This is a genomic window from Priestia sp. HNGD-A6 (assembly GCF_045784335.1).
Classification (GTDB): Bacteria; Bacillota; Bacilli; order Bacillales; family Bacillaceae_H; genus Priestia; species Priestia zanthoxyli.
In genome coordinates, this window is the sequence record NZ_CP138621.1 from 588,743 (window position 1) to 615,602 (window position 26,860).

29 protein-coding genes are annotated in these 26,860 nt (G+C 35.5%); 7 read left to right on the forward strand and 22 right to left on the reverse strand.

What is annotated here, in order from left to right; genetic code table 11:
- Positions 1–106 precede the first annotated feature (106 nt).
- From SCI76_RS03030 to SCI76_RS03070, 9 genes are all read right to left on the reverse strand, one after another.
- Positions 107–787 carry a hypothetical protein gene (locus SCI76_RS03030; protein ID WP_407545041.1) on the reverse strand — a complete coding sequence of 227 codons (681 nt, stop codon included), beginning with the start codon at positions 785–787 and terminating at the stop codon, positions 107–109.
- A 3-nt stretch (positions 788–790) separates the two neighbouring features.
- The gene (locus tag SCI76_RS03035) at positions 791–1,114 is read right to left on the reverse strand and encodes a hypothetical protein (protein WP_407545042.1); all 324 of its coding nucleotides are present in this window, start codon (positions 1,112–1,114) and stop codon (positions 791–793) included.
- A 1-nt stretch (position 1,115) separates the two neighbouring features.
- On the reverse strand, positions 1,116–2,525 hold the full coding sequence (locus tag SCI76_RS03040) for a hypothetical protein (protein ID WP_407545043.1): 1,410 nt from the start codon (positions 2,523–2,525) through the stop codon (positions 1,116–1,118).
- A gap of 229 nt (positions 2,526–2,754) precedes the next feature.
- On the reverse strand, positions 2,755–3,204 hold the full coding sequence (locus SCI76_RS03045) for a hypothetical protein (RefSeq protein ID WP_407545238.1): 450 nt from the start codon (positions 3,202–3,204) through the stop codon (positions 2,755–2,757).
- Between the two features lie 160 nt (positions 3,205–3,364).
- Complete coding sequence (locus SCI76_RS03050; RefSeq protein WP_407545044.1) at positions 3,365–4,306, reverse strand: DnaD domain-containing protein; 942 nt, start codon at positions 4,304–4,306, stop codon at positions 3,365–3,367.
- A gap of 112 nt (positions 4,307–4,418) precedes the next feature.
- The gene (locus tag SCI76_RS03055; RefSeq protein WP_407545045.1) at positions 4,419–5,138 is read right to left on the reverse strand and encodes a Rha family transcriptional regulator; all 720 of its coding nucleotides are present in this window, start codon (positions 5,136–5,138) and stop codon (positions 4,419–4,421) included.
- Positions 5,139–5,402: 264 nt separating this feature from the next.
- A complete protein-coding gene (locus tag SCI76_RS03060; RefSeq protein ID WP_407545046.1) occupies positions 5,403–5,576 on the reverse strand; it encodes a hypothetical protein in 174 nt (57 codons plus the stop codon).
- Positions 5,577–5,589: 13 nt separating this feature from the next.
- A complete protein-coding gene (locus tag SCI76_RS03065) occupies positions 5,590–5,859 on the reverse strand; it encodes a group-specific protein (protein ID WP_129708912.1) in 270 nt (89 codons plus the stop codon).
- A complete protein-coding gene (locus tag SCI76_RS03070) occupies positions 5,852–6,121 on the reverse strand; it encodes a helix-turn-helix domain-containing protein (protein ID WP_407545047.1) in 270 nt (89 codons plus the stop codon). Before SCI76_RS03070 ends, SCI76_RS03065 begins: the two co-directional genes overlap by 8 nt.
- Positions 6,122–6,293: 172 nt before the next feature.
- Here SCI76_RS03070 and SCI76_RS03075 point away from each other — a divergent pair, with 172 nt between their 5' ends.
- From SCI76_RS03075 to SCI76_RS03090, 4 genes are all read left to right on the forward strand, one after another.
- On the forward strand, positions 6,294–6,644 hold the full coding sequence (locus SCI76_RS03075) for a helix-turn-helix domain-containing protein (RefSeq protein ID WP_407545048.1): 351 nt from the start codon (positions 6,294–6,296) through the stop codon (positions 6,642–6,644).
- A gap of 14 nt (positions 6,645–6,658) precedes the next feature.
- On the forward strand, positions 6,659–7,132 hold the full coding sequence (locus SCI76_RS03080; protein WP_407545049.1) for an ImmA/IrrE family metallo-endopeptidase: 474 nt from the start codon (positions 6,659–6,661) through the stop codon (positions 7,130–7,132).
- A gap of 142 nt (positions 7,133–7,274) precedes the next feature.
- The gene (locus SCI76_RS03085; RefSeq protein WP_407545050.1) at positions 7,275–7,556 is read left to right on the forward strand and encodes a DUF1827 family protein; all 282 of its coding nucleotides are present in this window, start codon (positions 7,275–7,277) and stop codon (positions 7,554–7,556) included.
- Between the two features lie 71 nt (positions 7,557–7,627).
- Complete coding sequence (locus SCI76_RS03090) at positions 7,628–8,752, forward strand: tyrosine-type recombinase/integrase (protein ID WP_407545239.1); 1,125 nt, start codon at positions 7,628–7,630, stop codon at positions 8,750–8,752.
- A gap of 84 nt (positions 8,753–8,836) precedes the next feature.
- On the opposite strand, the gene SCI76_RS03095 is transcribed toward SCI76_RS03090, so the two are convergent.
- Complete coding sequence (locus SCI76_RS03095) at positions 8,837–9,847, reverse strand: LLM class flavin-dependent oxidoreductase (RefSeq protein WP_328180127.1); 1,011 nt, start codon at positions 9,845–9,847, stop codon at positions 8,837–8,839.
- Positions 9,848–9,977: 130 nt separating this feature from the next.
- Positions 9,978–11,195, reverse strand: coding sequence for an MFS transporter (locus SCI76_RS03100; protein ID WP_028413468.1), 1,218 nt, complete (start codon positions 11,193–11,195; stop codon positions 9,978–9,980).
- Positions 11,196–11,335: 140 nt separating this feature from the next.
- Between SCI76_RS03100 and SCI76_RS03105 the strand changes: the two genes are divergently transcribed.
- Complete coding sequence (locus SCI76_RS03105; RefSeq protein ID WP_013083031.1) at positions 11,336–11,617, forward strand: acylphosphatase; 282 nt, start codon at positions 11,336–11,338, stop codon at positions 11,615–11,617.
- An 83-nt stretch (positions 11,618–11,700) separates the two neighbouring features.
- The gene (locus SCI76_RS03110) at positions 11,701–12,477 is read left to right on the forward strand and encodes a 3-hydroxybutyrate dehydrogenase (protein WP_013056911.1); all 777 of its coding nucleotides are present in this window, start codon (positions 11,701–11,703) and stop codon (positions 12,475–12,477) included.
- Positions 12,478–12,514: 37 nt separating this feature from the next.
- Here SCI76_RS03110 and SCI76_RS03115 read toward each other — a convergent pair whose 3' ends face one another.
- The 8 genes from SCI76_RS03115 to SCI76_RS03150 all read right to left on the reverse strand — a co-directional run bounded on the left by SCI76_RS03115 (position 12,515) and on the right by SCI76_RS03150 (position 21,346).
- Positions 12,515–14,926, reverse strand: a complete 2,412-nt coding sequence (locus tag SCI76_RS03115; RefSeq protein ID WP_048021049.1) for a S8 family serine peptidase — start codon at positions 14,924–14,926, stop codon at positions 12,515–12,517.
- Positions 14,927–15,666: 740 nt separating this feature from the next.
- Positions 15,667–16,104 carry a S1 domain-containing RNA-binding protein gene (locus tag SCI76_RS03120; RefSeq protein ID WP_013056909.1) on the reverse strand — a complete coding sequence of 146 codons (438 nt, stop codon included), beginning with the start codon at positions 16,102–16,104 and terminating at the stop codon, positions 15,667–15,669.
- 181 nt (positions 16,105–16,285) lie between these two features.
- Positions 16,286–17,107, reverse strand: a complete 822-nt coding sequence (gene nadE / locus SCI76_RS03125) for an ammonia-dependent NAD(+) synthetase (protein ID WP_328174863.1) — start codon at positions 17,105–17,107, stop codon at positions 16,286–16,288.
- Positions 17,108–17,141: 34 nt separating this feature from the next.
- Positions 17,142–17,822, reverse strand: a complete 681-nt coding sequence (nadD, locus tag SCI76_RS03130; RefSeq protein ID WP_014460242.1) for a nicotinate (nicotinamide) nucleotide adenylyltransferase — start codon at positions 17,820–17,822, stop codon at positions 17,142–17,144.
- Between the two features lie 15 nt (positions 17,823–17,837).
- The gene (locus SCI76_RS03135) at positions 17,838–19,307 is read right to left on the reverse strand and encodes a nicotinate phosphoribosyltransferase (RefSeq protein ID WP_028413473.1); all 1,470 of its coding nucleotides are present in this window, start codon (positions 19,305–19,307) and stop codon (positions 17,838–17,840) included.
- A gap of 23 nt (positions 19,308–19,330) precedes the next feature.
- On the reverse strand, positions 19,331–19,879 hold the full coding sequence (locus SCI76_RS03140; protein WP_048021054.1) for a cysteine hydrolase family protein: 549 nt from the start codon (positions 19,877–19,879) through the stop codon (positions 19,331–19,333).
- A 72-nt stretch (positions 19,880–19,951) separates the two neighbouring features.
- Entirely contained in the window at positions 19,952–20,728 is a 777-nt protein-coding gene (locus SCI76_RS03145; RefSeq protein WP_168760722.1) for an NUDIX domain-containing protein, read from the reverse strand.
- A gap of 222 nt (positions 20,729–20,950) precedes the next feature.
- On the reverse strand, positions 20,951–21,346 hold the full coding sequence (locus SCI76_RS03150) for a hypothetical protein (RefSeq protein WP_014460246.1): 396 nt from the start codon (positions 21,344–21,346) through the stop codon (positions 20,951–20,953).
- Positions 21,347–21,677: 331 nt separating this feature from the next.
- Between SCI76_RS03150 and SCI76_RS03155 the strand changes: the two genes are divergently transcribed.
- Positions 21,678–22,802, forward strand: a complete 1,125-nt coding sequence (locus SCI76_RS03155) for an FAD-dependent monooxygenase (RefSeq protein ID WP_168760721.1) — start codon at positions 21,678–21,680, stop codon at positions 22,800–22,802.
- Between the two features lie 102 nt (positions 22,803–22,904).
- Here the strand turns inward: SCI76_RS03155 and SCI76_RS03160 are convergent, their stop codons facing one another.
- The 3 genes from SCI76_RS03160 to SCI76_RS03170 all read right to left on the reverse strand — a co-directional run bounded on the left by SCI76_RS03160 (position 22,905) and on the right by SCI76_RS03170 (position 26,852).
- A complete protein-coding gene (locus SCI76_RS03160) occupies positions 22,905–23,831 on the reverse strand; it encodes a metallophosphoesterase (protein ID WP_221833381.1) in 927 nt (308 codons plus the stop codon).
- An 87-nt stretch (positions 23,832–23,918) separates the two neighbouring features.
- Entirely contained in the window at positions 23,919–25,022 is a 1,104-nt protein-coding gene (locus SCI76_RS03165; protein WP_168760719.1) for a nucleotidyltransferase family protein, read from the reverse strand.
- An 18-nt stretch (positions 25,023–25,040) separates the two neighbouring features.
- On the reverse strand, positions 25,041–26,852 hold the full coding sequence (locus SCI76_RS03170; protein WP_168760718.1) for an ABC transporter ATP-binding protein: 1,812 nt from the start codon (positions 26,850–26,852) through the stop codon (positions 25,041–25,043).
- Between the last annotated feature and the right edge of the window lie 8 nt (positions 26,853–26,860).

Below are 26,860 nucleotides of genomic sequence, written 5' to 3' on the forward strand. Positions count from 1 at the left end.
ACAATGACTAAGCAGCTCTAAGGTATAAGGTATATTCTAAAACAGCTCTTTCGTGCCAAAGATTCAGAACTTTTATGTAATATATGTATTTTTTAACCTTGGGCTTCTAGCTTACTTTTTTTGTATCATAGTTAGCCATTTCATAGCTATACAAAAGTTTCAACATCTTAATTTCTTCATTGTCAATAAATGTAGAAATTTTGTTAATAGCATCTCTAAATTCAGAACCTTTTAACTCTAAAGCAACAACACTTAAGTCTACAAACCCGTCTTCCATTTCTTCTAAAAGTTCTTCTATAGATTCTGCTAATTCTTCATCAATCACTTTTAATAGTTGTACGAACAAACCATTTAAAATTGTGATTTTTTCTTTAACATGTAAAAAAGTCTGCATATACTCTTCTTCATCTTGATTTTCTAAAATACCTTTAAGTTCCCTTAAATAAGTAAAAAACTTTCTTACATCGTCTATATGAGAATCTAATATTACATCCCTAAACCAATAAGATTTTTTAGTTAAAATCTTTTCTTCATTATCTTTCCTCAAATTCTTTCTATAAAAAGTTATAACCAACAAAATATTTATAGTAGCAGTAATGGAAGTAACAATACTAGAAAAAACTTTTATACCTTCACTATTTATTTTTTTTATCCAACTTATATTTATACTTTGAATAAAATTATAAAATATATGGCGAATTTGAGGGTTTATAATAAGTAAGAAAAGAATCACATTAAAAATAAAGAAAAAAATATTTATTTTTTTAAAGTTAGCCAATTTTTTCATTTTTTAACCTAAAGGATTAGAACTCTTCAATGCTCTAATAATACCGTCATCAATACTTTTTTTAATAATAGGTTTGCATTGAAATTGATAAATTTCTCTAAATTTATTTTCGCCTAAATTTCTAACACTTTTACCAAATAATCCAAGAAAGAAAGACGTATTAAACGATAAAGTGTCTACTGGTATAACAAATTCTACTTCTTCCTGATTTTTATCTAATAAATCTAAATTCAATTTTTTACGAGCAGCCTTCCCTTCTTCACGACCTGAAAATACTCTGGAGTTCTTTCCTCTATAGGTGCCTAGGTTGATTTGCGTCATAATCATTTTATTCCTCCTTTAGTACGTCATCAAAATACTTTCTATCTAAGTAAAATTTCATTGAAATAACAGTGCCTGGAAAATGATTTTTTAATAATCTAACACATTTTTTATCGGGAGGTAAATTTAAATCGTTTTGACTGTTAAAAGCAATAATTTGACGAGTTTCATTTTCTTTCATTTCACTGTTCATTACGTAATTCCCAGTAAATTTAATTTGTGCTCTTCCTGAAATAATACACATTTCTGATGTTTTACCATCGTATGTATTACCAATTTCTTGGAAAGCTTCAATTAACCTAACTGTGCCAGTACCGCGATCAGGTTCATCTTCACTGATACATCGGCTGACACCGTCTTGCAAAGCATAAAGTGTCCACAGAACTTCCTCATTCCAGTTTGGACCAAAGAAACCTTTTTTTAAATGCTGACTAGTCAATGCTTCTAAAGAATATTTAAGTTGTTCTGCCATTTTGTTAGTAGTATTATCACCTAAAGAATTTATATGCTTCTTAAGACCCTCATAGATTGTTTGACCAAAATTAAACAACACTAAATTGCATTCTCCATATTCCTCATTTTTGTTAATTATAAAATAATTGCCTAAAGTAAACCATTGGCAAAAATCTCCTGAATGAATTTCACAATTATCAATTACTTCTCCTACCATATGACAAAATAGTGCGTAACCTTCATCCGTTAAGGAATAATCTTGTGTTTGCAAACATCTATTGAAATAGTCAGAAATCAGAGTACTAATCTCTGCAGAAGTCGCCTGAGGCGAAACTTTTAAAGTAGATGAGTGCTTACCACCTAAAACTAAATCTAGAATTTCAATTCCTGAAGTATCTTCTAAGAGTTGGTCTAACTCGTCAGTAATAATATTTAAATTCTTTAATATCCCACTAACTTGTAGAACCATATTAATGTAAGGATCTCTAGGTAATCTACCGTGTATCTGTATTTTCTTGCTCTGTTGCTTTTTATGATTTTTAAGATTCATTACAAAAGCATCCATTACAGTAGAAGCACCTAAGCCTAATACTTTACAATTACGATGGTCAATAAATACCTTAGTAACCTGTTTATTCTTAGATATTTGATACAGTAAATTGTAGACACTAATAGTCTCATCGGGATTATCCATAAAAGAAAAAACTTCAGGTATTTTCACTGTGGCTTCATCCCCATTGATTTTAGCCCTTATTTTTTTGTTATTTGCAAAAGGGGTATGCTTTAGGAAATTATAAAAAGATTGACTATTCCAATTACTCCCTTTATATTTTAAATATTTGTACTTTGCTTTTTTTGCTCTCCTTCTCTTATCTTTATTTATTCGAGAAAGCTTGTCTTGTTTCCTCTTTTTATAAATGAATCGTCTGAAACTTCTATCTTTAATTTTCTTTATGTATAACATTTATCTACCCCAGTTCAGTACATTTCTAAGCCAAACAGTTTTTTATAAATGATACCATAAAAATCCATGATATGAAACTAATTACCTAAACTATATTTTTTCTTATACAAAAGTTAACAGTAAAAATGTATCTTTAATTGTATAGAACATCTTTTGGTTATTAAATTGATTTATTGCTTTAATGATTCTTAGAAATTACATACTATTTACAATAGATATTTGTTTTATTTTAAGAAAATTTAGTTAGAAATTTCAACTTATAAAGAAAGCTGTCTTTTTGTACTTTATTGGCTATCTTGACGATTATATTTTCTTTGACCTTTCTAACGGTATCACGTGAACAATTTAAATGCTTAGCTATTTTTGTATAAGAAACCCCCTCTAGCATACAATCATATATGACTTTTTGCTTATCATTATCTAATTCCCCTACTACTTCATCTAAGTATTCAACAATAGCAAGATATTTATATAAACGTTTTTCTCGTCGATCTAATTGATTTAACTCTGCCTGACTAATACCAATGCTTCCCTTAGGCATTGCTGCTTCATATCCATAAGTTGCAGTCAATTTTTGTTTTTTAAATTCAGGCTTATTTAATATTACATTAAGCCGAGCTATCTCTCTTAACATAAAGTTATAATCACGAATCCATTCTTCAATTTGCCATTTTATCATTTGTTCTGGTAAATCGTTAGTCCCTGTAGTCAAATGAATTCCCCCTTAAAATAAAGCTTGTTCTTATATACTCTTTATACAAACAGGGTTCAATGTCATCTTGTAGGAAAGGGGCTCGTAGTGCGGCTCCCTCTCCCCTTGGCATTGATTTAACTCTTACTTATAACCTTTTTTCTCTTAACTCTTCACCAAGTGCTTTTAATTCAACCTCTAACTTTCTTTTTTCTTCTTCGAAAGAAGGATCATACTCGGGTGTTACTTTTTCTTCTATTTCATTGTTATTACTCAACCACTCAGGCACTATCTCTCTGCGAACAACTCTTTTATTTGTAGATATACTTGTTTTTTTAAATTCTATTTCTAGAGATTTTATATCTGATAAAGATTTGACTCCCTTACCATACCAATCTTTTAATATAGCTTTTGCATATCCCCAATTTCGTTTATTGCGTTCAACTGAAATTTTTAAAGCTTCAATAATTACTTCATGGTTCCCTTTAAAATCATTTAACCAAGCATTAATTTCTTGGATTAAGTGAGATGAAAGTAAACCGAAGTTTTCTTCATAGAATTGGAAAGCTGTGGGGTTCTCTTTTTTCTTCTTCTTTTCTATTTCTTTTTCTTCTTCTTTTTCTTCTTCTTTTTCTTGTCCACTCCTCGTTGACGTATCGCTATGCGTATGGTCTACGTGTCGTGAAAAAGCTTGAAGTACTGAATCATTAGGAATGTGCTTCATGATATCTAGTAACAATGTTTTGTCTTTTACTTCTTTTAGTTCCTTATTTACACAGTCAATTACGGGCTTTCCAGCTTTATGTAAATTGTACTTACCCCAATTAAGGATAGCTAATTCTCTTGTCTGCTCGTTATATTTAATAAGTTTATGCAGTGTAATAAAACGATGTAAGAGGCTATTAATTGATTCCGTAGAATAACCTAAATCAAAAGCTATTTGCTTTTTGGTTATCTGGTATACACCAATTTGAGTAGTGTTTGGGTTAGTAAGAAGATATAAATAAAAATACTTATCTTCTGGCGTCATTTCTTCCAAAACTTTAGGATCTTGCCAAAAAGTTGTATGAACTTGTCTATATTTAGCCATGTTAAGCTCTCCTTCTTCGTGTTATACTATCCGTAAGAATTTTTTCTTTTGGGCCTCTGTTGCAGCAGAGGCTTTTATTTTTCACTCAATAAGACATCAATTAGGTTATCATTCATAATAATGGTCTCCAGGACTTGACCCATGCGATAGCTTCTTGATAATCTTTCCGTTTCACAAAGATATATTTAGGTGCTGAAAATGCTCGTCTCAAGTTCTTATGAATCTCTGAATACATTCTTTGTTTGGTAAAACCCCATTCTTTATAATCTCCTATAAGTGATTCAACACGTTTCTTAATTTCATGATGCAAAGATTGCTGTTGCCCATGATTAAGGGTTAGTTCTTCAGAAAAGACACGTTTTAAATCTGTTACTTCTTTTTTTATTACAGGAATCTCTTCAGCTACTTCTATGCTTAGCTTCATCGAGGCCATTAATTGCTCTCGTTCCGTTAAGATTTTGGGTTTCCCTTGCAATTCTGCTTTAATTCGTTTAAATTCTTGTAAAAATTCCACTTTAAATTTCATTGCTTCTGGTGTTACATAGGACATAGCAACTAACGCAAATGCATCCTCTGTTAATTCATATTTTTTGTAAAAGTTACCTTGTTGAGATTGATATTCGCGTTCCACAAAGTTGTGGAATATAAATTCATCCATCCCTGCTTCAACTAACTTCATTTTTTGGTTACGAATATCTCTCATTACTGAGTCATGCCGCTTCCCGAAAACTTCAGCAATAGTTAAAGAATCCGTGACAGCTTTCCCATTTTGTATACTAACTAATTCCTTCACCTTTATTTCTCCCTCTCTTAATCTATTAATAAATTTCATTAATGACTTCTTCTATTTCCTCATGTTCAACAAGTAAGTTACATAAACATTTGAGTTTGACCTCAACACTACAGCTCAATATTTCATAGCTACATGTTTCACAAAAATACCTAAAGGTAGATATCAAAACTCTACTCATATTTAAACTTCCTTTCTTCTTGTGAAAGAGTTATAGATTATTAAAAAGACTAATAGCATTACTGATGGACCACCTAGGAACATTAAGAACAAAAAAGTAAATAACGAAAGAGTAATTTCCATTCCCTATTCACCTGCTCTTTCTAATACAAAAGACAGGGCTAAATTTTGCTGTTCATATCCATATATCAGTTTTTCAATTGCTATTGGTGTATCTGATGTGAGTAGCTCTACTTTCAAACGATTTATTTGCTCTTTGTTCCATACTAGTCGACTATGAATAGTCTCAATAAATTTCATCCCTTCACCCCTTTTAAAAGTTACATTGTTCAAACAACCAATTTTCCAGAAACTCTTTTGCTTTCGGAGCATAAATATACCATTTCCCCCCTACTTTCCTTTTTGGAAAGCGGGGATCAAAGAAGAATTCTTTTTGTATAGTATTCCAACTCATACAGGTCCTTCTTTTTAATTCTTTGGTATCCCAAAATATAAGTTCAGCATCAACTTCGTCTATTTTTTCTTTAAGAGTTTTTAAGTACAGTTCTCTAACTTCATTTTCATCAATCTCAACATTAATCACTATTTACCCTCTCCATTAATTGTGTTTTCACTTTCGAAACTTGAGGTTCAATAAAATACTCATCTGATGAAATTTTAAGATGTCGACATATGTTACGTACTTCATTCAAGTTAAAATCTCCTCCAGTCCCATTAATCTTCTGATTTAATGCAACTGCTGAAATTTTAAGTAAGTTAGACAATTCCTTTTGCGTAATGCGATTTTCCACCATATAAGCTTTTAATTTTGAATAAGGAAGATGTCTCCGTTTAATCTCATACACTTCATCACCCCCTTGTAAGTTGTCATTTCCGAAACTTAACAATGCAAATATACATCTTAAAAGTTTCGATGTCAACAACTTAATTAACTTATATCGAAATAAATATTGCGGTATCGAAACAAATAACTTATAATTAAACTGCATCTAAATTGTTAGAAAAGGAGGTAAAGAAATGAAATATTCTTTTGGGGAAACTTTAAAAAAGCTTAGAGGTAAAATCACTCAAGATCAGTTAGCAAAGGCGTTAAATGATCAATATGGAACATCAATTAATAAAAGCATGATTTCCAAATGGGAAAATAATAAAGAAGAACCAAGGATTGATACAGCAAGATTCTTAGCTGATTATTTTAATGTTTCGCTTGATTATTTACTTGGAATTGAAAAGCTAAACAATAAAAAGGAACCCACTCCTATTCAAACAATTGCTGCTCATTTAGAAGGCAAAGATATAACTGAAGAAAAAATGAAGGAAGTTTTAAACTATATCGATTATGTCTTCAGCAAACAGTTTGATAAATAAAAGGAGTACACTCAATGTTAAGTTCATATGAAAAGTTACAGTCTAAATACAGCAATATTCCTATGAATGAGATTCCTTTAATGCATGGCTTCAAAGGACTATATTATGACGGTCGTATCCTAATTGATAAAGATCTGGATGAGACAGAAAAATATTGTATCTTAGCTGAAGAGTTAGGTCACCACTTTACAACTGTTGGAAATATCCTTAACCAGGATAGCATCGTAAACCGAAAACAGGAAAAGTTAGCTCGCCGCTGGGGCTACAACGAAATATTATTTTTGTCTCGTCTCATTGAAGCTTTTCATAATAATTGTACAAATCGATATGAAACTGCTTCCTTTTTAAATGTAACAGAAAAATTTTTACAAGAAGCATTAGATTGGTATAAAGAAAAATATGGTGTTTGCACTTTTTACGATGGTTACTTAATAGGATTTGATCCGCTAATTATAGAAAAATTACCTCTTAACTCTGAATCTAATTAATGGGATGTATAATCTTTATTCCGCGCTTGATTAAAAAGCTAAACTTCTAAACCATTATCCTCTAAACTTACTCTTTCACGAGTAAATGAAGGATTAACTTTACCTTAAAACAGAACATACATTCCTAACAGAGGTGATTTACTTGAGATTTAAAGATGTAACTGCAGAAAGAAAAACGTTCGTTTCTTGTTTTAAAAATCAAAGTAAAGATACGAATACAATCAAAATTTTTAGTAATGGAGTAACTAAGATTATTTACACTAGCAGCGAAAAGTCTGAAAAAGTCAGTATATCGAATCTTAAAAGAGACGTAAAACAATCTGAGGTATCATATGCAATAAAGAAAATATTAAAGGCTCAACCTGCTTCAGTCGAAATATTCTATAGCGCCAACGGGGTTATCCATATACATAAAAACAACTAATTTTAAACACAAGTTACTTAAAGGAGGTGAAACAGAAATTCTTATCGATTGACTTAATATTTTTTAAAGAGGTGATTAGATTGGCAAGCTATCGCCAGCGAGGAAAGAAGTGGGAATACAGAATTAGATATGTAGATCCTGCTTGTGGAAAAACGAAAGAAATATCAAAAGGTGGTTTTAGAACTAAATCAGAAGCTAAACTTGCAGCCAGTGAATTAGAAAAACAAATATATTTGGGCAAATATTCCCTTTTAGAGAACCGGGAAAAATTAATTAAAGATTGGTTTAACGAATGGCTCGAGGTATATGGTAGTCAAGTTCAGCTGCGAACATTAAAAAACAGAAAAACCTACGTTAATAATCAAATTATCCCTTACTTAGGTGATTTCAAGCTTAATCAATTACCTAGACTAGAATATCAGAAATTCATCAATAGATTAACTGAGAATTATTCACTAGGTACCGTTAAAGCTATTCACTCGATTTTTTGTATTGCTATAAATAAAGCGGTAGAGCTAGAAATGCTAACCTACAACAAATATAGAAATATCTCTATAAAAAAAGAAAAGGATCTTTCCGAGAGAAAAATTAATTATCTTACAAGAGATGAAGTTACCATTTTTATGGATACAGCAAAACAGTGCCCTTTTTATCAATATATCGTAGCTATTACCCTCTTGCGTACAGGCATGAGAAAAGGTGAATTAATTGCACTGCATTGGGACGATATTAATTTTAAAGATAAAACTATTAGCATCACTAAAACACGGAGCAGTCACGGCGTAAAGCCTCCTAAAACGAAACGCAGTATACGGACAATAAGTATTGATGATACATTGGTAACTGAGTTAAAAAAATATCAAACTTGGCAAAAAAGAAATAAACTTAAATATGGAGCTAATTATATTGAACAAGAGTACATGATTACCCAAGCCAATGGTAAAGCGCTTAGTGAGTTTCGAATTAACGATATTATGAAGGCTATTACCAACAAAGCTAAACTGCATCACATAAGCCCTCACGGTTTACGCCATACTCATGCAATTATGTTATTAGAGAGCGGAGCTGATATTAAATTTGTAAGTGATCGGCTAGGACATACAAACATTAAAATGACAGCTGATGTATATCTTCATATTACAAAGAAATATGAATCTGAAAACATTACTAAGCTAGATCGTTATCTAAGTAATTAGTGGGGCAAAAATGGGGCAAACGCCTAATCCCCCCTCTTAAACCCCTCTCATATCAATAGCTTACTCACAAACCCCATCTTTTTCTTAAAAAAATGAGGGTTGAGGAAATAGCCCTGCAAGCAGTTCATAAGACTTCTTTTTTGCTTCATAATCATGGATATTTGTAATAATTAAAAATTCGTCGTTATCGTATTTTTGCTGAAGCTGAGTTAATCCTTGTTTTACTTCAGCTGGATTTCCTACGATTATACGAGGACGATTCGTGCTTATATTTTTAAGCTCTTCTTCTGAATAAGAACGATTACGCACTTCTTCTATCGATGAAACCGTTGTGTCTCCGCCTTTGGCTACTTTCAACAGCCAATCATCCAACGTTTTGGCGTGTTCCTCGGCTTCTTCTGTTGTTTCTGCACATACAACAAATACACATACGTTGGTGTTAGGCTTTGATTGATACGAAGAAGGGATAAATTCTTGTTTATAATAACGAATGGCTTCTTGTCCACCAACTGAATAAATAAAGTGTCCAAACGTAAAAGAAATGCCCAGCTCAGCAGCTGATCTTGCTCCTCTTTTATTGATACCAAGATGCCACAGTTCCGGTTTTGTTTCACTTAACGGATAAGCTGTCACCCCGTAATACGGATGGTCAGACGGCAAATTATGCTCAAGATGCCCTTTTAACGCCTGAATTTGCCGCGGAAATTCATTGAGGCTTTTACGTACTCCATCTGTAAGCGCTAGCCGCGTCAGCGCATCTCCTCCCGGTGAGCGTCCAAGACCTAAATCAATTCGATTCGGAAACAGATTTTCAAGCAACTGAGCATCTTCTGCTACTTTATACGGACTGTATTGAGGAAGAAGGATTCCTCCAGATCCAATTCGGATTCGGCTCGTTTGAGAAGCTAAGTGCGTCATTAAAAGAGTTGGAGATGAGCCTGCAAGACCGTTCGTATTGTGATGTTCCGCTACCCAAAAGCGATGGTAGCCCAACTTTTCCGTTAATTTTGCCAGTTCCACCGTACGTTTTAACGCTTCCTTTGGTGTTGATCCGCTTGAAACTGGAGACTGATCCAATACGCTTAGCTTAATCATAGCTGATTCTTCCTTTCGATTTTCAATTTCTATTGTATCTATTGTAGGAGAAAAATATGAATTCGTCTTGAAATTTGCTTCACGCTCATAAAAAAAGCAAACGCTAAGGCGCGTTTGCTTTTTCTTTTTCTTATTTTGCTTCGTGTATTTCTTTCACACGCTTATCGCTCGGCAACAGCCATGTTAACAGCCCTAGGATTGGTAAATAGCTGCAAAACAGCATAATAAACTGAAGGCTGAAGACATCGGCTAATTTACCGAATACAACAGCTCCTAAAGCTCCCATCCCAAAAGCAAGACCTACAATTAAGCCGGAAACCAAGCCAATTTTCCCCGGCATCAGCTCTTGAGCATAGACGACCGTGACGCTGAAACTTGACTGGAGAATAAAGCCGATTAGTATTAAAAGAGGCGCTGCGACTCCGAGAGAAACGTGAGGGAGTAATAAAGTAAACGGTACTGACCCTAACATAGAAAACAATAAAATATTTCGTTTTCCGAAACGATCGGCAAGCGGACCTCCAAAGAATGTTCCAAACACCCCTGCAATCATAAATAAAAAAACGTAAAGCTGAGCGCTTTTGATAGGCAAATTAAATTTTTCAATAATATAAAACTGAAAGAAATTAAGGATGCCGGCTCCGTACCATGAACGTGCAAAAACAAGAAAAATTAAAAGTCCAATCGCAAAAATAATTTGCTTGTTCATCGTAAATGAAGCATCTGACTGCTTTTTCTTCAAGCGTTGACGAGTAGCTAACTCTGATTTATACCATTTAGAGACGCTGTATAGAACCACTACGCCGATACCTGCAATTAACGTAAACCAAATTGTTCCAAACTGACCAAGTCCGATAAAGATAAATGCCGTAAACAGCGGAGCCATCGACTGTCCAGTATTCCCGCCAACTTGATAAATAGACTGTGCCAGCCCCCGCTTTCCTCCTGCTGCCATATACGCTACGCGAGAACCTTCCGGGTGAAAAATAGCGGATCCGAATCCTACAAATAAAACAGATATAATCACAAAATAAAAATTTGGCGCTAAAGCGAGTCCAACCATACCAATCATGCTTAAACACATTGCAATTGGCAATAAAAACGGCGAGGGACGCTTATCGGCAAATACGCCGAATACCGGCTGCATAATCGATGACGTCATGTTTAAAGCAAAGGCAATCCAGCCGATTTGCGTGTAGTTTAAATTCATCGATTTTTCAAGGACTGGAAAAAGTGCCGGTATAACAGACTGCATACAATCATTTAGGAAATGTCCTAAACTAATAGCAAATAAAATACGGTAAATTGTCGCCGGCTGCGCTTGCTGCGTTCGTGCTGCTGCTTGCATTCATAACCCTTCTTTCTTATTTAATCTACATTAAAACTGTTAAAGTCTTACAATGTCTTTTTCTATTATACAGTGAAAAGTAAGATTATAGTTGTTTTCTTTTTTATAAAAAAGGGAAAATTGCCTGTGAGGTGAGAACAGTGAAGAAACATGTGCATATGATTGTAGACGGACGCGTTCAAGGGGTTGGGTTCCGTCACTACACGCAGCTAAAAGCAATGGAATGCTCCATTAACGGATGGGTACGAAATCGAGACGATCAAAAAGTAGAAATTGATGCTGAAGGTGAAGAAAGTAATATCCAAAAATTTATTGAAGAAATAAAAAAAGGTCCCTCGCCGTTCGCTTCTGTCAGCAATGTGGAAGTAAAGGTAGTAAACACCCCTTCCCACACCCATTCTTTTCGCGTAAAGTACAGTTAAAATACTCGCTAAATTAAGATAATTTTTGATAAAATGGAAAAGTAAGCGATTTTATATCATCTACATATAAGGGGGAAAAAACGATGGTTGAAAACAAAATTGTGTTAATTACAGGTGCAGCTCAAGGTATTGGTTATCAAATTGGTGAGCGCTTTGCTGAAGACGGAGCGACTGTTGTCTTAACTGACTTGAATGAAGACGGAGTTAAGAAAGCAGCAGACAAATTGAAGACAAAAGGCTACGAAGCATTAGGCATTAAAGCAGATGTGACAAATGAAAGTGACATTGAACAAATGATTGCTCAAACGGTTGAAACATATGGCCGCCTTGATGTATTAATTAACAATGCTGGCATGCAATTTGTTTCCCCGCTCGAAGAATTTCCTACTGAAAAATTTGAACTTTTAACGAAAATTATGCTTGTTGCACCTTTTGTTGCGACTAAGCATGCGTTTCCTATTATGAAAAAGCAAAAATTCGGCCGCATTTTGAACATGTCTTCCATTAACGGATTGATTGGTTTCTCAGGAAAAGCGGCATACAACAGTGCTAAGCACGGCGTGATTGGCTTAACGAAAGTGGCTGCTCTTGAAGGTGCGGAGCACGGCATTACGGTAAATGCGATTTGCCCTGGTTATGTTGATACACCGCTTGTTCAAAATCAATTAAAAGATTTAGCACGTACGCGAAATGTAGCGCTTGAAAAAGTGCTAGAAGAAGTTATTTATCCTCTTGTTCCTCAAAAACGCTTGCTGGCAGTTGATGAAATTGCAGACTACGCAATGTTTTTAGCAAGTGATTTAGCAAAAGGCGTCACCGGCCAAGCTGCTGTGATTGATGGAGGATATACGGCTCAATAAAAAAAGAGTGTCAGTTAGACTGGCACTCTTTTTTTATTTATTGAATTTCAAATTCTCCTAAAGAACCGGTCGTCTGACCTGCTTTTACTGCTTCTGCGTATAAATAATACGTTCCCGCTGGAAGAGCTTCACCATTAATTTTTCCGTCCCACGTTGCGCTAGAGAATCCTTTTCCTACATTCGTATACGAACTTAACAATTCCCCTTTTTCTAGCGTTGCATCGTAAATGTAATAGCTAAGCTTCTCTGCTCCTCCTGGTAAATAACTGCCGTATTCAAACGAGCCATTTCCTAGTACATCTACATACGCAGAAGTAACGCGAGGATAATCCGGCTCTTTTACAAATAAGATCGTTGGAACATCGTACGTTTCTTTATTGTTACTTACCGTAATTGTGCCTTCGTAATAGCCAGGAGATAATTTCCCTGCATCTACTTTTACATTGAGATTTACTTTTTGCGTTTTTCCTGCATTAACAACTAAATCGTTTGTTGATTTAACGTCAATTGCTTGATGGCTTTTCTTAAATTTCACTTTGACCGAGTATTTTTGACTGTGATTTGATAGATTTTTAATCTTAAAGCTTTGTTTTTCTACTTGTTTCCCTTTATCTTTATAAAAGACGCCGTACGAGTGACTTCCTGGGGTAATAAGCGTTTTTGCTTTAATTGCATCTACTACGCGCATGCTTCCTGCACCCTGCGTATTATGAGGGTAAATGAGCCCGTTGCGGTCACGAAGCAGTTCCGTTGTGTTCATTAAAGATGCTTTTACGTCTTCTACTTTATAATTGGGATGCGCCTGTAAAATTAACGCTGCTGCTCCTGCTACGTGCGGTGCGGCCATGCTTGTGCCTTGTTTTGATCCATATCCATGAGGATTGCTTGGATCATTGGTTGGCACTGTACTGATAATATCGACTCCCGGTGCCGAAATGTCCGGCTTAATCATCCACGTATCCACAACCGGTCCGCGAGATGAAAAGTCAGCCATTGTTTCATCGACTGTCTGATTAAAGGTTGCAGTAAAAGAGCCTGTGACGGATCCTTTTGCTAAAGAAGATATCAAAGCTTGTCCATCGGCTTTCGATAGGCGAATACTCGGCAGAGATGTACCTGGAATATCAGGAATTGCTCCTTCTACGTTATTGTAAATGACTGTTGCAACAGCGCCAGCTTTTTTCGCATTGTCAACTTTATCTACAAATGCAATGTCACCGCGGGAAATAACCGCTACTTTTCCTTTTACATCCTTTCCTTCAAAATCTTCTGGTTTTCCAAGTCCGACAGGTACAAATTCATAATTTTTACCGCTTGCATCCAGTAACGCCTTGTCGTTTGGAAAGCCCATTACTTCAGCTGAAGCATAGCTTGCGTTATCTACGGTTAATGTCGTTTTATACAAATTGTAAGGAAGCTGAGTCGCACCAACTGAAATAGCTTCACGAGACGTTCCCGGAGAGCCTACTGTCCAGTTAGCTGGTCCACTGTTTCCATTTGATGTAACGGCTACTACTCCTTCTTCCATTGCCCAATCTAATGCAATACTCGTTGCCAAGTCCGGATTATTAATCGTATCTCCAAGCGACAGGTTCATTACATCCGCCCCGTCTTCTACCGCACGTTCAATACCGGCAATCACGTCTTCGGTTGAACCCGTTCCTCCTGGACCTAATACACGATACGCAAGTAAATGAGCATCAGGAGCTATCCCTTTAATTTTTCCGTCCGCTGCAATTGTTCCCGCTACGTGCGTACCGTGCGTTGTGGCTTCGCCTTTTGGATCTCCAGCCGGCGTTTCTTGAGGGTCTTTGTCATCATCAACAAAATCCCATCCTTTATATTTCTCAAACGCGGACTTTAAATCCGGGTGGTCGTAATCAACGCCTGTATCGATAACGGCTACGGTCATATTTTTACCTGTATATCCTGATTTCCACGCTTGATCTGCTCCCACGTAGTAAATGCTTTTATCCATTTCAGAACCGTATTCTTCGGCGCTCACTTCTTTCGATTTTACTTCTGTTGTATGATATTCAACGCTTGGATAAATAGCTTTTACTCCGGGTAAACTTGCTACTTTTTCAAGGTCATTAGCCGGAAGTTCCGCTGAAAACCCGGAAAACACTTGGTCGTATTCTCGCTTTACTTTTGAAGTTTTAGAAGCTTTTGAAAGTTCTTTTTTCACTTCGTCACGCGCTTTTTTAATCTTTCCTTTACTTTGCGCTACTCCTTTTTTCTTTGCTTCCGCTACAGACTCTTCATTTAACTCCACAATAACTTTTACTTTTTTAGCCGACTTTAAGTTATAGTCTCCTTGAATTTTAACTAGTGACGGTTCCAGCGCCGGCTTTGAATTCCCGTTAGCCGATGCTCCCATTGCAAAAGAAGATAAAGCAACCGAAAATGCTACTGTACTCAATACAGCCCGAATTGATACTTTCTTCATCGTTTTTCCCTCTCCATTTCTCTCTATAATTCGTACGACTATGTATGTCTTCATCCCCAAAACATACGCATCTTTTACTTAGCTAATGTGCTAAAAACTAGAATAGTATGGAAGTTCTATATATTACTATAAAATCCTTGAGTCTATGGAATCATTTTATATATTTCTCCAAACTGAGCACTACTGCTCAAAAAAGGAAGAATTTTGTCTGTTTTTCGCTTTTTCAGCACTTTTTTATTCCTAAAATTATGAAGGAATTAGATGAATATACAAGAATACTGACGATTCTCTGTTAATTTAGCTATTTCGATGAGGGACTCATTCCTACTTTCTCTTCGTTTACTTATAAGGTTTTTTTATTATTTTAAGAAAATTGTTCTTATAAGCGTTTTTTATTTTATTAATTATTATTTAGAACACAGTTTAATTAAATATTAAATATCGCATTTAATTAAATGAAATTTTTAAAAATTACGAATAATAAAAGTAGTTCGTGCAGATACTAACGTCAACGCTCGCAAAAAGGGAGGTATGATTATGATAGATTTAAATTTCATCCTACTCATCCTTGATCTTCTTTCATCGCTTGTCACGATTGGCATCTACTTTACAACTAAGTAAATGCTTAACCTTCTTTTTACTCTTCTAGCGTATGTACTTAAGCTATCACAAAAAAGAAGCAAGCCAATTTTTACTGGCTTGCTTCAACTATATAATAAAGTAGTTAGAGTGGAAGGGATTTATCCGCGTCTTCCGCCTCTGCCACCTCGTTTTGATTCAGTGCTGCGTTTTAGTGTAGATAAATTATCTTCACTATCTTTTAAGAAACGCGCCATTTTTTGTTCGAAGTTTTCCTTTGGTTGGAAGTTGCTTTTAGAACGATTATCATTATTTCTTGCCTGACGTGGCGGGCGCTGTGAATAAGAAGATGAGGGTCTTTCCGGTTTATCTATCGCTTTTTTAATCGATAATCCAATTTTTCCGTCTTTCTCATTAACGACTTTCACTTCAATTTCTTGACCAACTTTAAGATGGTCATTAATGTCTTTTACATAGCTGTCAGCTACCTCACTAATATGTACAAGCCCAGTTTGACCTCCAGGTAATTCTACAAATGCTCCAAAATTAGTAATACCTGTTACTTTACCTTGTACCTTGCTACCTACTTCAACTGCCATAAAAAATGTTCCTCCTCAATAATATTAAAAGCACTTCATTATACCAAAGTGCGTAAGAATAACAAAGTGTGTATGAGAAAACAATTTGTTAAATTACACTTTTTCCGCCTCTTTTTTGTTTTTTGAAAGAAATCAGTCAAAATAATGCCCATATTAGATATACCTAATATGGGCATTTCTCTCATTTCCACCATTCATCAAACATGCTAGCCGGTAACTGACGCTTATGTTCAGTAATACGATAGCGCTGTTCAATTTTTTCAGCGGCTTCTTGTGATACTTCTTTTCCTTCCAAATAATCGTCTAGTTCATCATAAGAAATTCCTAGTTCCGTTTCATCAGATTGACCAGGACTATTATCTAATAAGTCAGCTGTTGGTACTTTTTCGTACAATCGTTTATCTGCACCTAATTCTTTTAGCAATGCTTTTCCTTGACGTTTTGTTAATCCCGTTAGAGGCAGCACGTCTGCTCCGCCATCTCCGTATTTTGTAAAAAAGCCTGTTACTGCTTCTGCTGCATGATCGGTTCCGATAACTAAAAGGCCGTTTTCTCCTCCGATTGCATACTGTACAATCATACGCGTACGTGCTTTGACATTTCCTTTATGAAAATCAGACAGCGCTATATCTGTAGAACCTGTAAACGAACTTTCAAATGCTTCCACCGTGTTTTTAATATTAAATGTATATGTTTCATTAGGTTTAATAAATTCTAGTGACGCCTTCGCATCCGCTTCATCATGCTGCGTGCCATGAGGCAAGCGAACGGCTACAAATTTTGCTTCATATTCTTCTTTTCGCAATTCGTCTACAGCAATCTGCGCTAATCGTCCAGCTAAACTAGAGTCCTGCCCTCCGCTTATACCTAATACAAAGCCTTTTGCATTTGCTGACTTTAGGTAGTTTTTCAAAAAATCAACGCGGGCACGAATTTCTTGTGCTGGATCAATTTCAGATTTCACATGTAGCTCTTTTTTTATTTTTTCTTGCATGTCTGACATGATACATGCTCTCCTTCCATTATATGTAGATTTCTTACTGATACAATCCATGTTTTTTACTATAAAAATAACAGAGATCAGGCATTAAATATCGTGGTTCTCCGCCCCTGGCAAATTCTTGACGAATATAAGTAGAGCTGATTTCCATTGCTAGCCCCTTATCAAGAAGCTGAAACCGGCCGTCGTCATAATTTCGAAGCAAAGGAGAATGACTAATAGCTTTCAACATGTCTATTCCCTCTCTTGCCATGATGATAAACTGGTTTTCACTAATAAGTTCATCTGCTTTCTTCCACTTGCCCTCACCAATATCTTGCAGTAAGTCGGCTCCCATAATAAAAAATAAGTCAGCGTGTGGGAGCAATTTTTTAAAGTGCTCCATAGTGTAGTATGTGTAATGATAGCCGGGCAATACGTCTAGCTCATACGTATCGAGCAAAAATTTCGGGTTGTCTTTAATCGCTAAGCTAACCATATTTACACGGTGTTCATCGGACGTTTGAAGCTTTTTATCTGTCCGTTTGTGCGATGAAGGCAAGAAGATAATAGCATCTAACTTCTTTCGATGCGCAACCGTTGATGCCGTCCAAAGATGAACGTTGGTAACCGGATCAAAAGAAGAACCATAAATCCCAATTTTCGCTCCTTTTTCTAGGAGCTTATCTATTTTCTTATCAGGGTTTAGCTGTTGAAAATAAGCAAGCGTATCTGACATGTCTCCAGCTCCCTACTATTTTTTATTTAGGGCTTCCGCTACTTTTTGTTTTACGTACGCAATTTGACGCGTTTTATTTTCCCAACACTTTTCGCTTAAATCTACTGGATATTCTTCTGGATTGCGCGTGCGCTTATATTCATCCCAAAGCAGCTCTAAATTATCTTTTACGTACTGCTGAATTTCCTGAAGTTCTTCTGTTTCATACACAAGCTTTCCGTTTACAAAGATATCATGATGAAGTTCTTTTGCCTCAAAATTTGTGACGAATTTACTGATAAACGTATGAACAGGATGGAACATTTTTAAACGCTCTTCGCTTTGAGGGTCTTCGTCTTCCATCGTAATATAATCCCCTTCAGATTTCCCATTCAAATTATTAATAATACGATATACGCGCTTTAACCCTGGTGTACTGACTTTTTCAGGATTCGCACTAATTTTAATCGTATCCATCATCTCGCCATTTTCTCCTTCAATAGAGACGAGTTTATACACTGCTCCAAGCGCCGGCTGATCATATGCAGTAATGAGCTTCGTACCAATTCCCCACATGTCTATCTGTGCACCTTGCGACTTTAGATGCATAATCGTATCTTCATCTAAATCGTTGGAAGCAACAATTTTTGTCTCTGTAAATCCTGCTTCATCCAACATTTGACGAGCTTTTTTAGACAAATAAGTTAAATCGCCGCTGTCTAAACGAATTGCCGTAAAATTAATTTTGTCTCCTAATTCTTTTGCTACTTTAATCGCATTGGGAACTCCTGATTTTAAGGTGTCGTACGTATCAACTAGAAACACACAGTTTTTATGGCGACGAGCGTATTTATGAAATGCAATATATTCATCTTTATAAGCTTGCACCATTGCATGGGCATGCGTTCCTGCAACTGGAATTCCAAATTTCTTTCCTGCACGCACGTTAGAAGTAGCACCAAATCCGCCAATATAGGCTGCTCTTGTTCCCCAAATAGCAGCATCCATTTCTTGAGCGCGTCGCGTTCCAAACTCCATTGCCACTTGATCTCCTACTACATGTTTGATTCGGGCTGCTTTTGTTGCAATCAGCGTTTGGTAATTCACAATATTTAATATCGCTGTTTCTACAAGCTGAGCTTCAATTAACGGTGCCTCTACACGTAAAATTGGTTCATTATGAAACACAAGCTCACCTTCACGCATACATCGAATTGTCCCAGTGAATGTAAGGTCTTTTAAGTAAGCTAAATAATCTTCTTTAAAACCTAATTCTTCGTGCAAGTACGTTAAATCAGATTCGCTAAATTTAAATGCTTTAATATATTCAATAATTCTTTCTAATCCAGCAAAAACAGCATACCCATTTCCAAAAGGAAGTTTGCGGAAAAAAACTTCAAAAACAGCCTTCTTTTGATGAATGTTATCTTCCCAATACGTTTCTCCCATATTAATTTGATATAGATCGGTGTGTAGCATTACGCTGTCATCTGTAAACATATTCATTGATTTCCTCCACTTTTATGTCCTTAAATAATTTCTGCTCCGAGGCAAGATTTAAAGTGTTCGAGCGCCCACTCATGGCCTTTTTGATTAAAGCTCGCTACGGCTTTTTCATAAATATAAATAGTAAATCCTTTATTATAGGCATCTACTGCTGTATGAAGTACACAGATATCCGTACATACACCTGCTAAGTAGACATCGGTAATCTGTCTTTCTCGCAGTTTAATCTCCAGATCTGTTCCAGCAAATGCGCTGTATCTCGTTTTATTTATCCATTCTACATTTGCCTTTGATTGATACACATTATATAAATCATTTAACTTTCCGTATAGCTTCCTTCCTGCAGAACCTTCAATATTATGAGGCGGAAACAGCGCTGATTCTGGATGCAAGGAATCATTTTCTTTATGAAAATCAATGGCAAACACGACATACTCGTCTTGCTCAATAAATTGACGCGTGATATCGCTTATGGATGTTTCAATGTGTCGCCCTGGTTCTCCGCATGTCAAAGCTCCGTTTTCAGCTACAAAATCATTGGTATAATCAATGTTAATCAGTGCTTTTTTCATTATGTTTCCCCCTCATAAATAAAAATTAACAGTTAACATATTGTTAATTATTTGATTTGAAAGTTTTTTCTTTTAATAGCGTGCTGTATAGATTGGCTTCATCACATTCATCTCAACAAACCGGTAGAGCTTTGTTGGCTTTTTAGACGTTCTCGTCGTTGTTTTTCCGTCTACTTCTTCAATGAATGGCAGCATTCTTATTTTTCGTGCAAACGCCTGATCACTTTTAATTGCCGCATCATCCGTTACGGTAAGCAGCACAGCCTGCAGTTCAGAGTATGTAAACTGAGAAGGCAGAAACTTCTGAGCAATAGTCGTTTGCAATAAATCTTTCTTAATTTCCTTGATTGCATCTCGAATGATGATTTCATGATCAAAAGCTAAAGGCAATGAAAAGATTTCATCTATTTTAAATAATTCAACTCGAGCAGCATCATCGTTCGCTTTTCGTTTTATTAGACTATCTTCCGGGACAATTGCATAATGTGCGTTTGTGATGACCCATCCCCTATCGTCTCTTCCGGGCTCATCATAGACACCATAGTGTTTTAAATGGATATCGTTCACGCCCGTTTCTTCTTCGAGCTCTCTTTTAGCCGCTTCAAAAGCTGATTCATCAGGATGGACAAATCCGCCGGGAAGCGCCCACTTTCCTGCTTCGCTGTTCGTTTCTCCCTCCGCGTTTAGCATTGCTCGCTGGATAAGCATTAATTTTAAATTCATTTTAGGTGGTTTGTATGGTTCTTTTTCTTCCGTCACAATCGTAAATACAGCAATATCTGACGTATAGCCATAGGGTTTAGGGTATTCTTTTTTCATTTGATTCGTCATTGCTTTTTTGTTCGACATTCAGCATTTCTCCTGATCACTCTTTTTACAATTAACAATATGATTAATGTTAATTATATTTGTTTTATGGAAAATGTCAATACTTTTCCCACTAATTATAAAGAGAAGGTAATTTATGTTGTAAATAACGTTATGTTTCGTATTTTTTAGAGTTTATATGCATAAAAAGCCGAGTGAAGAAGTTCTCATTCCCCCTCTTCCCTCAGCTTTTTTCCCTTTTAATTAACGTGCTGCTAAACCAATCATCATTTTACCGTCTTTAAAATATTCAATGACATAGTCAACAGACGGACAGTAAATAAACGCTTCTTCTGTAAGATCAGCTGTTTGTTGGAAAAACGTTAGAGCCTGAGCTAAATCGACGCTTACGGCTTTAGTTGCTCGTTTCCAAAATAAAACAACCTGATGTTCTTTTATATTCATCTCTTGAAGCCATTTTTTGATTTCTTCAATATGCCGGGCGGACTTTTTAATTAATACTTTTCTCCAATTAATTTGCATGATTGTTAAAAAAGGAAAGGTGTTTGAAAGTTTTTCGAAGTAAATGCTTGTCTGCTTTTTCGTTAGCAAATCTGCACTGTTACCCAATGTTTGAATATAATGTTCTACTTTTGTCATAATCATCCTCCAGTCGAAATTGGAGTTTGCTAGAATTTTCAGAGACGTTCTCTACTCTTCTTGCTAAAAATCCTGCAGCTTTCCAACCGTGCTTTTTCTCAACAATGTTTAAATTTCACCTTTTTATACAAATTATTCAAAATAATTTGTGTATTTTAGTTTACCATAAAACTTAATCTTTGACTTTGTTTATGTAAAACCTTATTTGTGTTTCGACCAAAGAACGAATTCCATAGAAGAAAAGCTATAAAAAAGTTGACATTAACATTTATAAAAGTTAATATACTTACTAAAAGTAACTTAATTGCATATAACAAACAAGGTGAAGAAAATGAACTATCAAACAGATGTGTGTATAATAGGAGCCGGACCAGGCGGTGCTCTACTAGCCTATCTACTGGCTAAACAAAATATATCAACTATACTGATAGAGAAATCTGATAAGCTTGGAAAAGAATTTCGAGGCGAACATTTAAATGAAGATGGAGAAATGATTCTTAAAAAACATCATATATTTGAAGAAATTGAAAGCTTAGGCCTCCTTCGAATGTCTAGGGTCGAATACTGGAAAGATGGACATGTATTCAAAACGATAGAATCTGAACTTGGACATGCAGGAATTCATGTTCCACAGCAGCATCTTCTTCAGTCTATAGATAGACGAGCAAGCAGCCATCCCTCCTACAAACTTATGCTGGGCACAAAAGTAACGGAGCTAACGCAAAATGAAAATGGACAATATACTGGAATAAAAGCTCAGCAAAAAGGCCGGGGTGAAATAATAGTTGAAAGTAAAATCATTATTGGAGCAGATGGCCGATATTCAACTGTTCGCAAACTTGCGCACATAAAAAACAATATTCATAATCATGGATACGATTTGCTGTGGGCAAAAATTCCTGCACCTGAGAAATGGGAACCTACTATTCGCTTTACGGTAGTGAACAATCAGCAAATGGCACTGTTTACACAGACAGGCGGCTTTATTCAAATAGGCTGGAATATTAAAAAAGGGTCTTATACTTCTCTAAAGAAGCAGTCTGTACAGCCTTTTCTTGATCAGCTAATTCTGGCATTTCCTCAATTAAAAGAAAGTATTGAGCAGAACCTTCATTCATGGAAAAATTTCATTTTATTGTCTGTTTATAGCTCTCACTGTGATACTTGGGTAAAAGACGGATTAGCTATCATTGGCGACGCCGCCCATACCATGACTCCAACGGGCGCATATGGTATGAATGCCGCTATAATGGATGCTGATGTTCTTTCTCAGATTTTACCTAAATTGTTTTCTCACGGTTCCTTAGAAGCTGGCCAATTAAAAAAAATTGAAAATGCACGAAGAAAAATAGTAGAAGATTTGCAGGATCAACAAGTGATGACCGAAGCTTCTTTTATAGAAAATTTTTCAGCTACCTTAAAGATTCAAGAAGAAAGGCTTCCTCTTTTTCAATAAACTAACAAGAAGCTACCTCCTTGTCGAGCGTAGCTTTATTGTTAATAAACCTCATAATTTATAAGCAGACTGTTCAAATTCAGCCCAACACCTTTATTTTTCTCATTCAATTTTCCCACTTTTAAATGTTAGTACGTTGATTTCAGGCGAGTCAAAGAACCGAAAATTCAAAAATGGGATGGGGCCATTGCTTCCTAAACCTGCACTAACGTATTGCTTAATATGCTTGTATTCCCACAGGCCTTTAACTCGGTCTTGAGGAGGAAACAGACCACTCTTTTCATACCAAGCTTCCGGAACAAAAAGTGCACCAAAAAAAGGGATGCGAAACTGCCCTCCATGATAATGGCCGGCCATAATTAAATCATAATACCTAAATGTAACGCTGGGATCTCTAAGAAGAGCATCGATGTGAGAATCAACTACTGGAAAGTGATTCAACCCAATAATAAGATTTGTGGTTTCCTTTTTCGGATAATCTTTGTTTTTCAACAAATTATTTCTGTTTTTTTCTAATTTATTCTCTGTCTTCAACGACCAGTCAAAGTTAACAAACTGAGCATAGGTATTTCCTCGCTTTACTGTGTACGTGGAATCAAGAAGCTTAACGCCCTTTTTTTCCATATGTTTAACAAATTCACTTTTCTCAAGATGATTTGAAGAAGTACGATAGCTTTTAGGATCTGTATTTCCGGGTACAAATAAAGCATATCGTTTATTTTCAATACCTTCTATTAACCTGTAAAACGGCACGGCGTTTGTGCTATTATTTTTCATCATGTCACCAGTAAAAACAATAGCATCATAATGAATTGAATTAATAGCATTTATTAGTCTTTCTTGATTTTCCCCAAATTCTTTTTCATGCAAATCTGTAATTTGAACAATAGAAAGTCCTTCAAGCTCTTTAGGTAAGTCCTTAATTATGATGTCTTGCTTAGCTATAGTAATTCGTTGATTATCCCAAACTGTATATCCAACTACTACAGCTATTAAAAAGAAAGAGGCTGCTATCACTTTTCCTTTCATCTTTCTCACTAGCATCCCCTCCTATGTATGAAGATTAAAAAGTGGTACAGACTTCTTTATAAGTTAAACTCTCTATAAATTCGAATCTTAAGACCCTAGAACTTTCACCAAACTATTACATCTCTGCTTATATAACATGAGTAAACTATAAGAATACGAACGTTGTTTTGATGTCTCTTTTAACTGAGAAGTTACTTCAAACCTATTCGGTAATAACCAGCTGCGCATTTCAATTAAACTATGCCAAACAGAATCATAGCTAAAAAATTGATAATCCATAAAGGCAAAATATTTTTTAATTCCTTTTTTTTCTTGTTCCAATGTTGAAGACATAGAACCCTTAAATTGATTTTCTATAGAACTTAATTTCTTTATTTCGTTCAATATGCTGTACTGACTGTACACGATGGACAATGTTCGAACCATCCTCTTATATGTTTGATGACGTTTTGCATCCTTAAAGAGAGTTTCATAGCTTATCCTATCTTTTACAACATCAATTATTTGAATAATATCTAAAAAGTGCTTAGGCGAATCTAAATTGTGCCTCCAACCGTGAAGACATATCATATAAAACGTATGATAGTCGGATAAAGTCTTTACAAACTGAAAGCCTTCTAACCTTACTGCTTCACCCCAAAACTCTTGGATGTTGAAGTTAGCAGTTTTTTCTTTCAATATATCCCAATGAATTTCAACTGTTAGCGGGATAGCCGATCCAGGGATTTCTTTACTAAAACTACTGTGAAAGTGAGAAGGAATAAATTCTTCTTCAATTTCAAAATTCATGGATTTTACTGCTTCTTTCGCTTTATTTATGTCTTTCCTTTTAACTAAGATATCGATATCTGAAGTCCCTCTAGCACCTATGTGACCAAAATATTTTTCAGCAAAGTAGACTCCCTTAAGAGGTATAACTTCTATCTGTTCTTCTTCAAATTTTCGAATAATATGATCCGTTTGATTTTTAATAAATAAATTTTGATATAGTGTTTCTTGATATTTTTGCTTGAGTCTTGTTTGAAAAAATAAAGGAGTATTTCCTAGCTTTCCTTTTTCTTTCAATAAGGAGTAGACTTGTGGGGAAATGAAATACAATTCAATCTTTTTTATTACTTCATCATAAAATTCATCATCACTTGGTAGATTAGCGTTAGGATCGTAAAGGTATGTTATGAGTTTATCAAGCAAAGCACTTCTTCCTTCCTATTATTTAGCTTTCAGCATGATTGGATTCTGTTCACTGATTTCTTGTGCGTTATTTAATCTGCGGTACATTCCACTTTGTCTCATTAACTCTTCATGGGTGCCCTTTTGAACAACTTCTCCTTGATCCATTACCACAATGAGATCTGCATGTTGAATAGTAGACAATCGATGGGCAATCATGATAGTTGTACGATTGACCATTAAACGGTCCAATGCTTCTTTTACCAAATGTTCCGTTTCACTGTCTAGTGCTGAAGTTGCTTCGTCTAATAGAAGAATAGGCGCATCTTTTAAAATGGCTCTTGCGATGGCTAATCGCTGTCTTTGACCTCCTGACAGCTTAGCTCCCCGTTCCCCGACTTCTGTTTCATAGCCGTTAGGCAGTGTCATAATATGATCATGGATATTTGCATGAACAGCAGCGTTAATCATTTCTTCTTCCGTAGCCAAAGGTCTTGCTATCATTAGATTATCTTTTATTGTACCGCTAAAAAGAAATGTCTCTTGAGGAACATATGCAATTGAACTTCTTAGTTCTGAAATGGTTAACTCATCAATTGAACATCCATCGATCGAAATGGTGCCAAAGTGAGGTTCATAAAAATGTTGAATCAAATTAAAAAGCGTTGATTTTCCGGCACCGCTTGGACCAACTAGCGCTACTGCTTTACCAGCAGGAATATATAAGTTGAAATCCTTAAACACAGTCGCGCTTTCATCATAGCTAAATGTAAGATTTCTAACGTGTATATCCTTTTGAACAAGCATTGCGGAAGTATAGTGAGGCAGCGCCTTCGCTTGAGTTGGATAATTGAGTAGTTTAGTAATTCTTTCTAACGCTGACACAGACCGCTGATAGCCAGCCCACTGTCCAGCTAGTCCTGTCAAGGGAGAAATCAACTGGTTCACAAGATTAACAAATGTTAATAATGCACCAATCGTAATAATTTTGTCTGTTACAAAAAATGCGCCTATAATTAAGCTAATAAGAAACGCAATGGCTCCAATTGCTTCGCTTCCAGCGTAAAACCAGCCTCTTAACTTTGCCTCTCTCATTTCCAATGAATAAAGCTGTTCATTCTTTTGTCCATAATCTTTATAAAACAGCTTTTCCAATGTAAAAGATCGAATTACAGTAAATCCGTGAAACGTATCATTCAGTTTTTTAATAATATTGCTAATTAATTCATTCATGATACGGCTATTATTTCGAAGTAAAATCCCAAATATAGCTCCACCAGCAATCGCAATAGGAGATACGAGCACAATTGATAATGATAATTTCCAATTAATTTGAACTAAATAAATAAATGCAGCGATAGAAATGATTGGAAATCTAACTAAATTAATCAAACCTCGTCCAATTACACCTTCAACATTATGTATATCGTTAGTGAAATGAGATAATAATTCACCAGAATGTAAATTTGAAACGTCTCGTTCTCGTAAAAGTAAAATATGTTTATATAAATCCAAATTCAAGTCTCGCTTGACGGCATTGACCGCAATTGTTTCAAGATATGTATCAATAAAATTAGCTGTAATACTTGTTACTGACAACCCTACACCAATAGCTACTAGCCACTTAAGCCGTTCAAAATTACCATGAACAGCAGCATCGGTAATGTTTCCGATAAACCATGCAGATACTAAAGTAAGGGTAATTTCAACAAATAACAAAATAAACAGTCCAATATAAGCACCTTTATGCTTCATTACGTATGGCCAGAGCCACTGAACCATGCTTTTTGTCTCTTTGATAGAAATATATTCGCGGATGTCGAATTGCTTTATCTTTTTTAAACTAATCATAACGACAT

Coding starts and splice junctions, on each gene's coding strand:
- nadE (WP_328174863.1), bottom strand. CDS start 17,107: ATGTCAGACATGCAAGAAAAAATAAAAAAAGAGCTACATGTGAAATCT.
- SCI76_RS03080 (WP_407545049.1), top strand. CDS start 6,659: ATGTTAAGTTCATATGAAAAGTTACAGTCTAAATACAGCAATATTCCT.
- SCI76_RS03035 (WP_407545042.1), bottom strand. CDS start 1,114: ATGATTATGACGCAAATCAACCTAGGCACCTATAGAGGAAAGAACTCC.
- SCI76_RS03030 (WP_407545041.1), bottom strand. CDS start 787: ATGAAAAAATTGGCTAACTTTAAAAAAATAAATATTTTTTTCTTTATT.
- SCI76_RS03145 (WP_168760722.1), bottom strand. CDS start 20,728: ATGTCGAACAAAAAAGCAATGACGAATCAAATGAAAAAAGAATACCCT.
- SCI76_RS03120 (WP_013056909.1), bottom strand. CDS start 16,104: ATGGCAGTTGAAGTAGGTAGCAAGGTACAAGGTAAAGTAACAGGTATT.
- SCI76_RS03095 (WP_328180127.1), bottom strand. CDS start 9,847: ATGATTAAGCTAAGCGTATTGGATCAGTCTCCAGTTTCAAGCGGATCA.
- SCI76_RS03040 (WP_407545043.1), bottom strand. CDS start 2,525: ATGTTATACATAAAGAAAATTAAAGATAGAAGTTTCAGACGATTCATT.
- SCI76_RS03170 (WP_168760718.1), bottom strand. CDS start 26,852: ATGATTAGTTTAAAAAAGATAAAGCAATTCGACATCCGCGAATATATT.
- SCI76_RS03160 (WP_221833381.1), bottom strand. CDS start 23,831: ATGAAAGGAAAAGTGATAGCAGCCTCTTTCTTTTTAATAGCTGTAGTA.
- SCI76_RS03135 (WP_028413473.1), bottom strand. CDS start 19,307: ATGAATATGTTTACAGATGACAGCGTAATGCTACACACCGATCTATAT.
- SCI76_RS03100 (WP_028413468.1), bottom strand. CDS start 11,195: ATGCAAGCAGCAGCACGAACGCAGCAAGCGCAGCCGGCGACAATTTAC.
- SCI76_RS03115 (WP_048021049.1), bottom strand. CDS start 14,926: ATGAAGAAAGTATCAATTCGGGCTGTATTGAGTACAGTAGCATTTTCG.
- SCI76_RS03110 (WP_013056911.1), top strand. CDS start 11,701: ATGGTTGAAAACAAAATTGTGTTAATTACAGGTGCAGCTCAAGGTATT.
- nadD (WP_014460242.1), bottom strand. CDS start 17,822: ATGTCAGATACGCTTGCTTATTTTCAACAGCTAAACCCTGATAAGAAA.
- SCI76_RS03050 (WP_407545044.1), bottom strand. CDS start 4,306: ATGGCTAAATATAGACAAGTTCATACAACTTTTTGGCAAGATCCTAAA.
- SCI76_RS03060 (WP_407545046.1), bottom strand. CDS start 5,576: ATGAAATTTATTGAGACTATTCATAGTCGACTAGTATGGAACAAAGAG.
- SCI76_RS03150 (WP_014460246.1), bottom strand. CDS start 21,346: ATGACAAAAGTAGAACATTATATTCAAACATTGGGTAACAGTGCAGAT.
- SCI76_RS03155 (WP_168760721.1), top strand. CDS start 21,678: ATGAACTATCAAACAGATGTGTGTATAATAGGAGCCGGACCAGGCGGT.
- SCI76_RS03055 (WP_407545045.1), bottom strand. CDS start 5,138: ATGAAATTTATTAATAGATTAAGAGAGGGAGAAATAAAGGTGAAGGAA.
- SCI76_RS03045 (WP_407545238.1), bottom strand. CDS start 3,204: ATGATAAAATGGCAAATTGAAGAATGGATTCGTGATTATAACTTTATG.
- SCI76_RS03140 (WP_048021054.1), bottom strand. CDS start 19,879: ATGAAAAAAGCACTGATTAACATTGATTATACCAATGATTTTGTAGCT.
- SCI76_RS03075 (WP_407545048.1), top strand. CDS start 6,294: ATGAAATATTCTTTTGGGGAAACTTTAAAAAAGCTTAGAGGTAAAATC.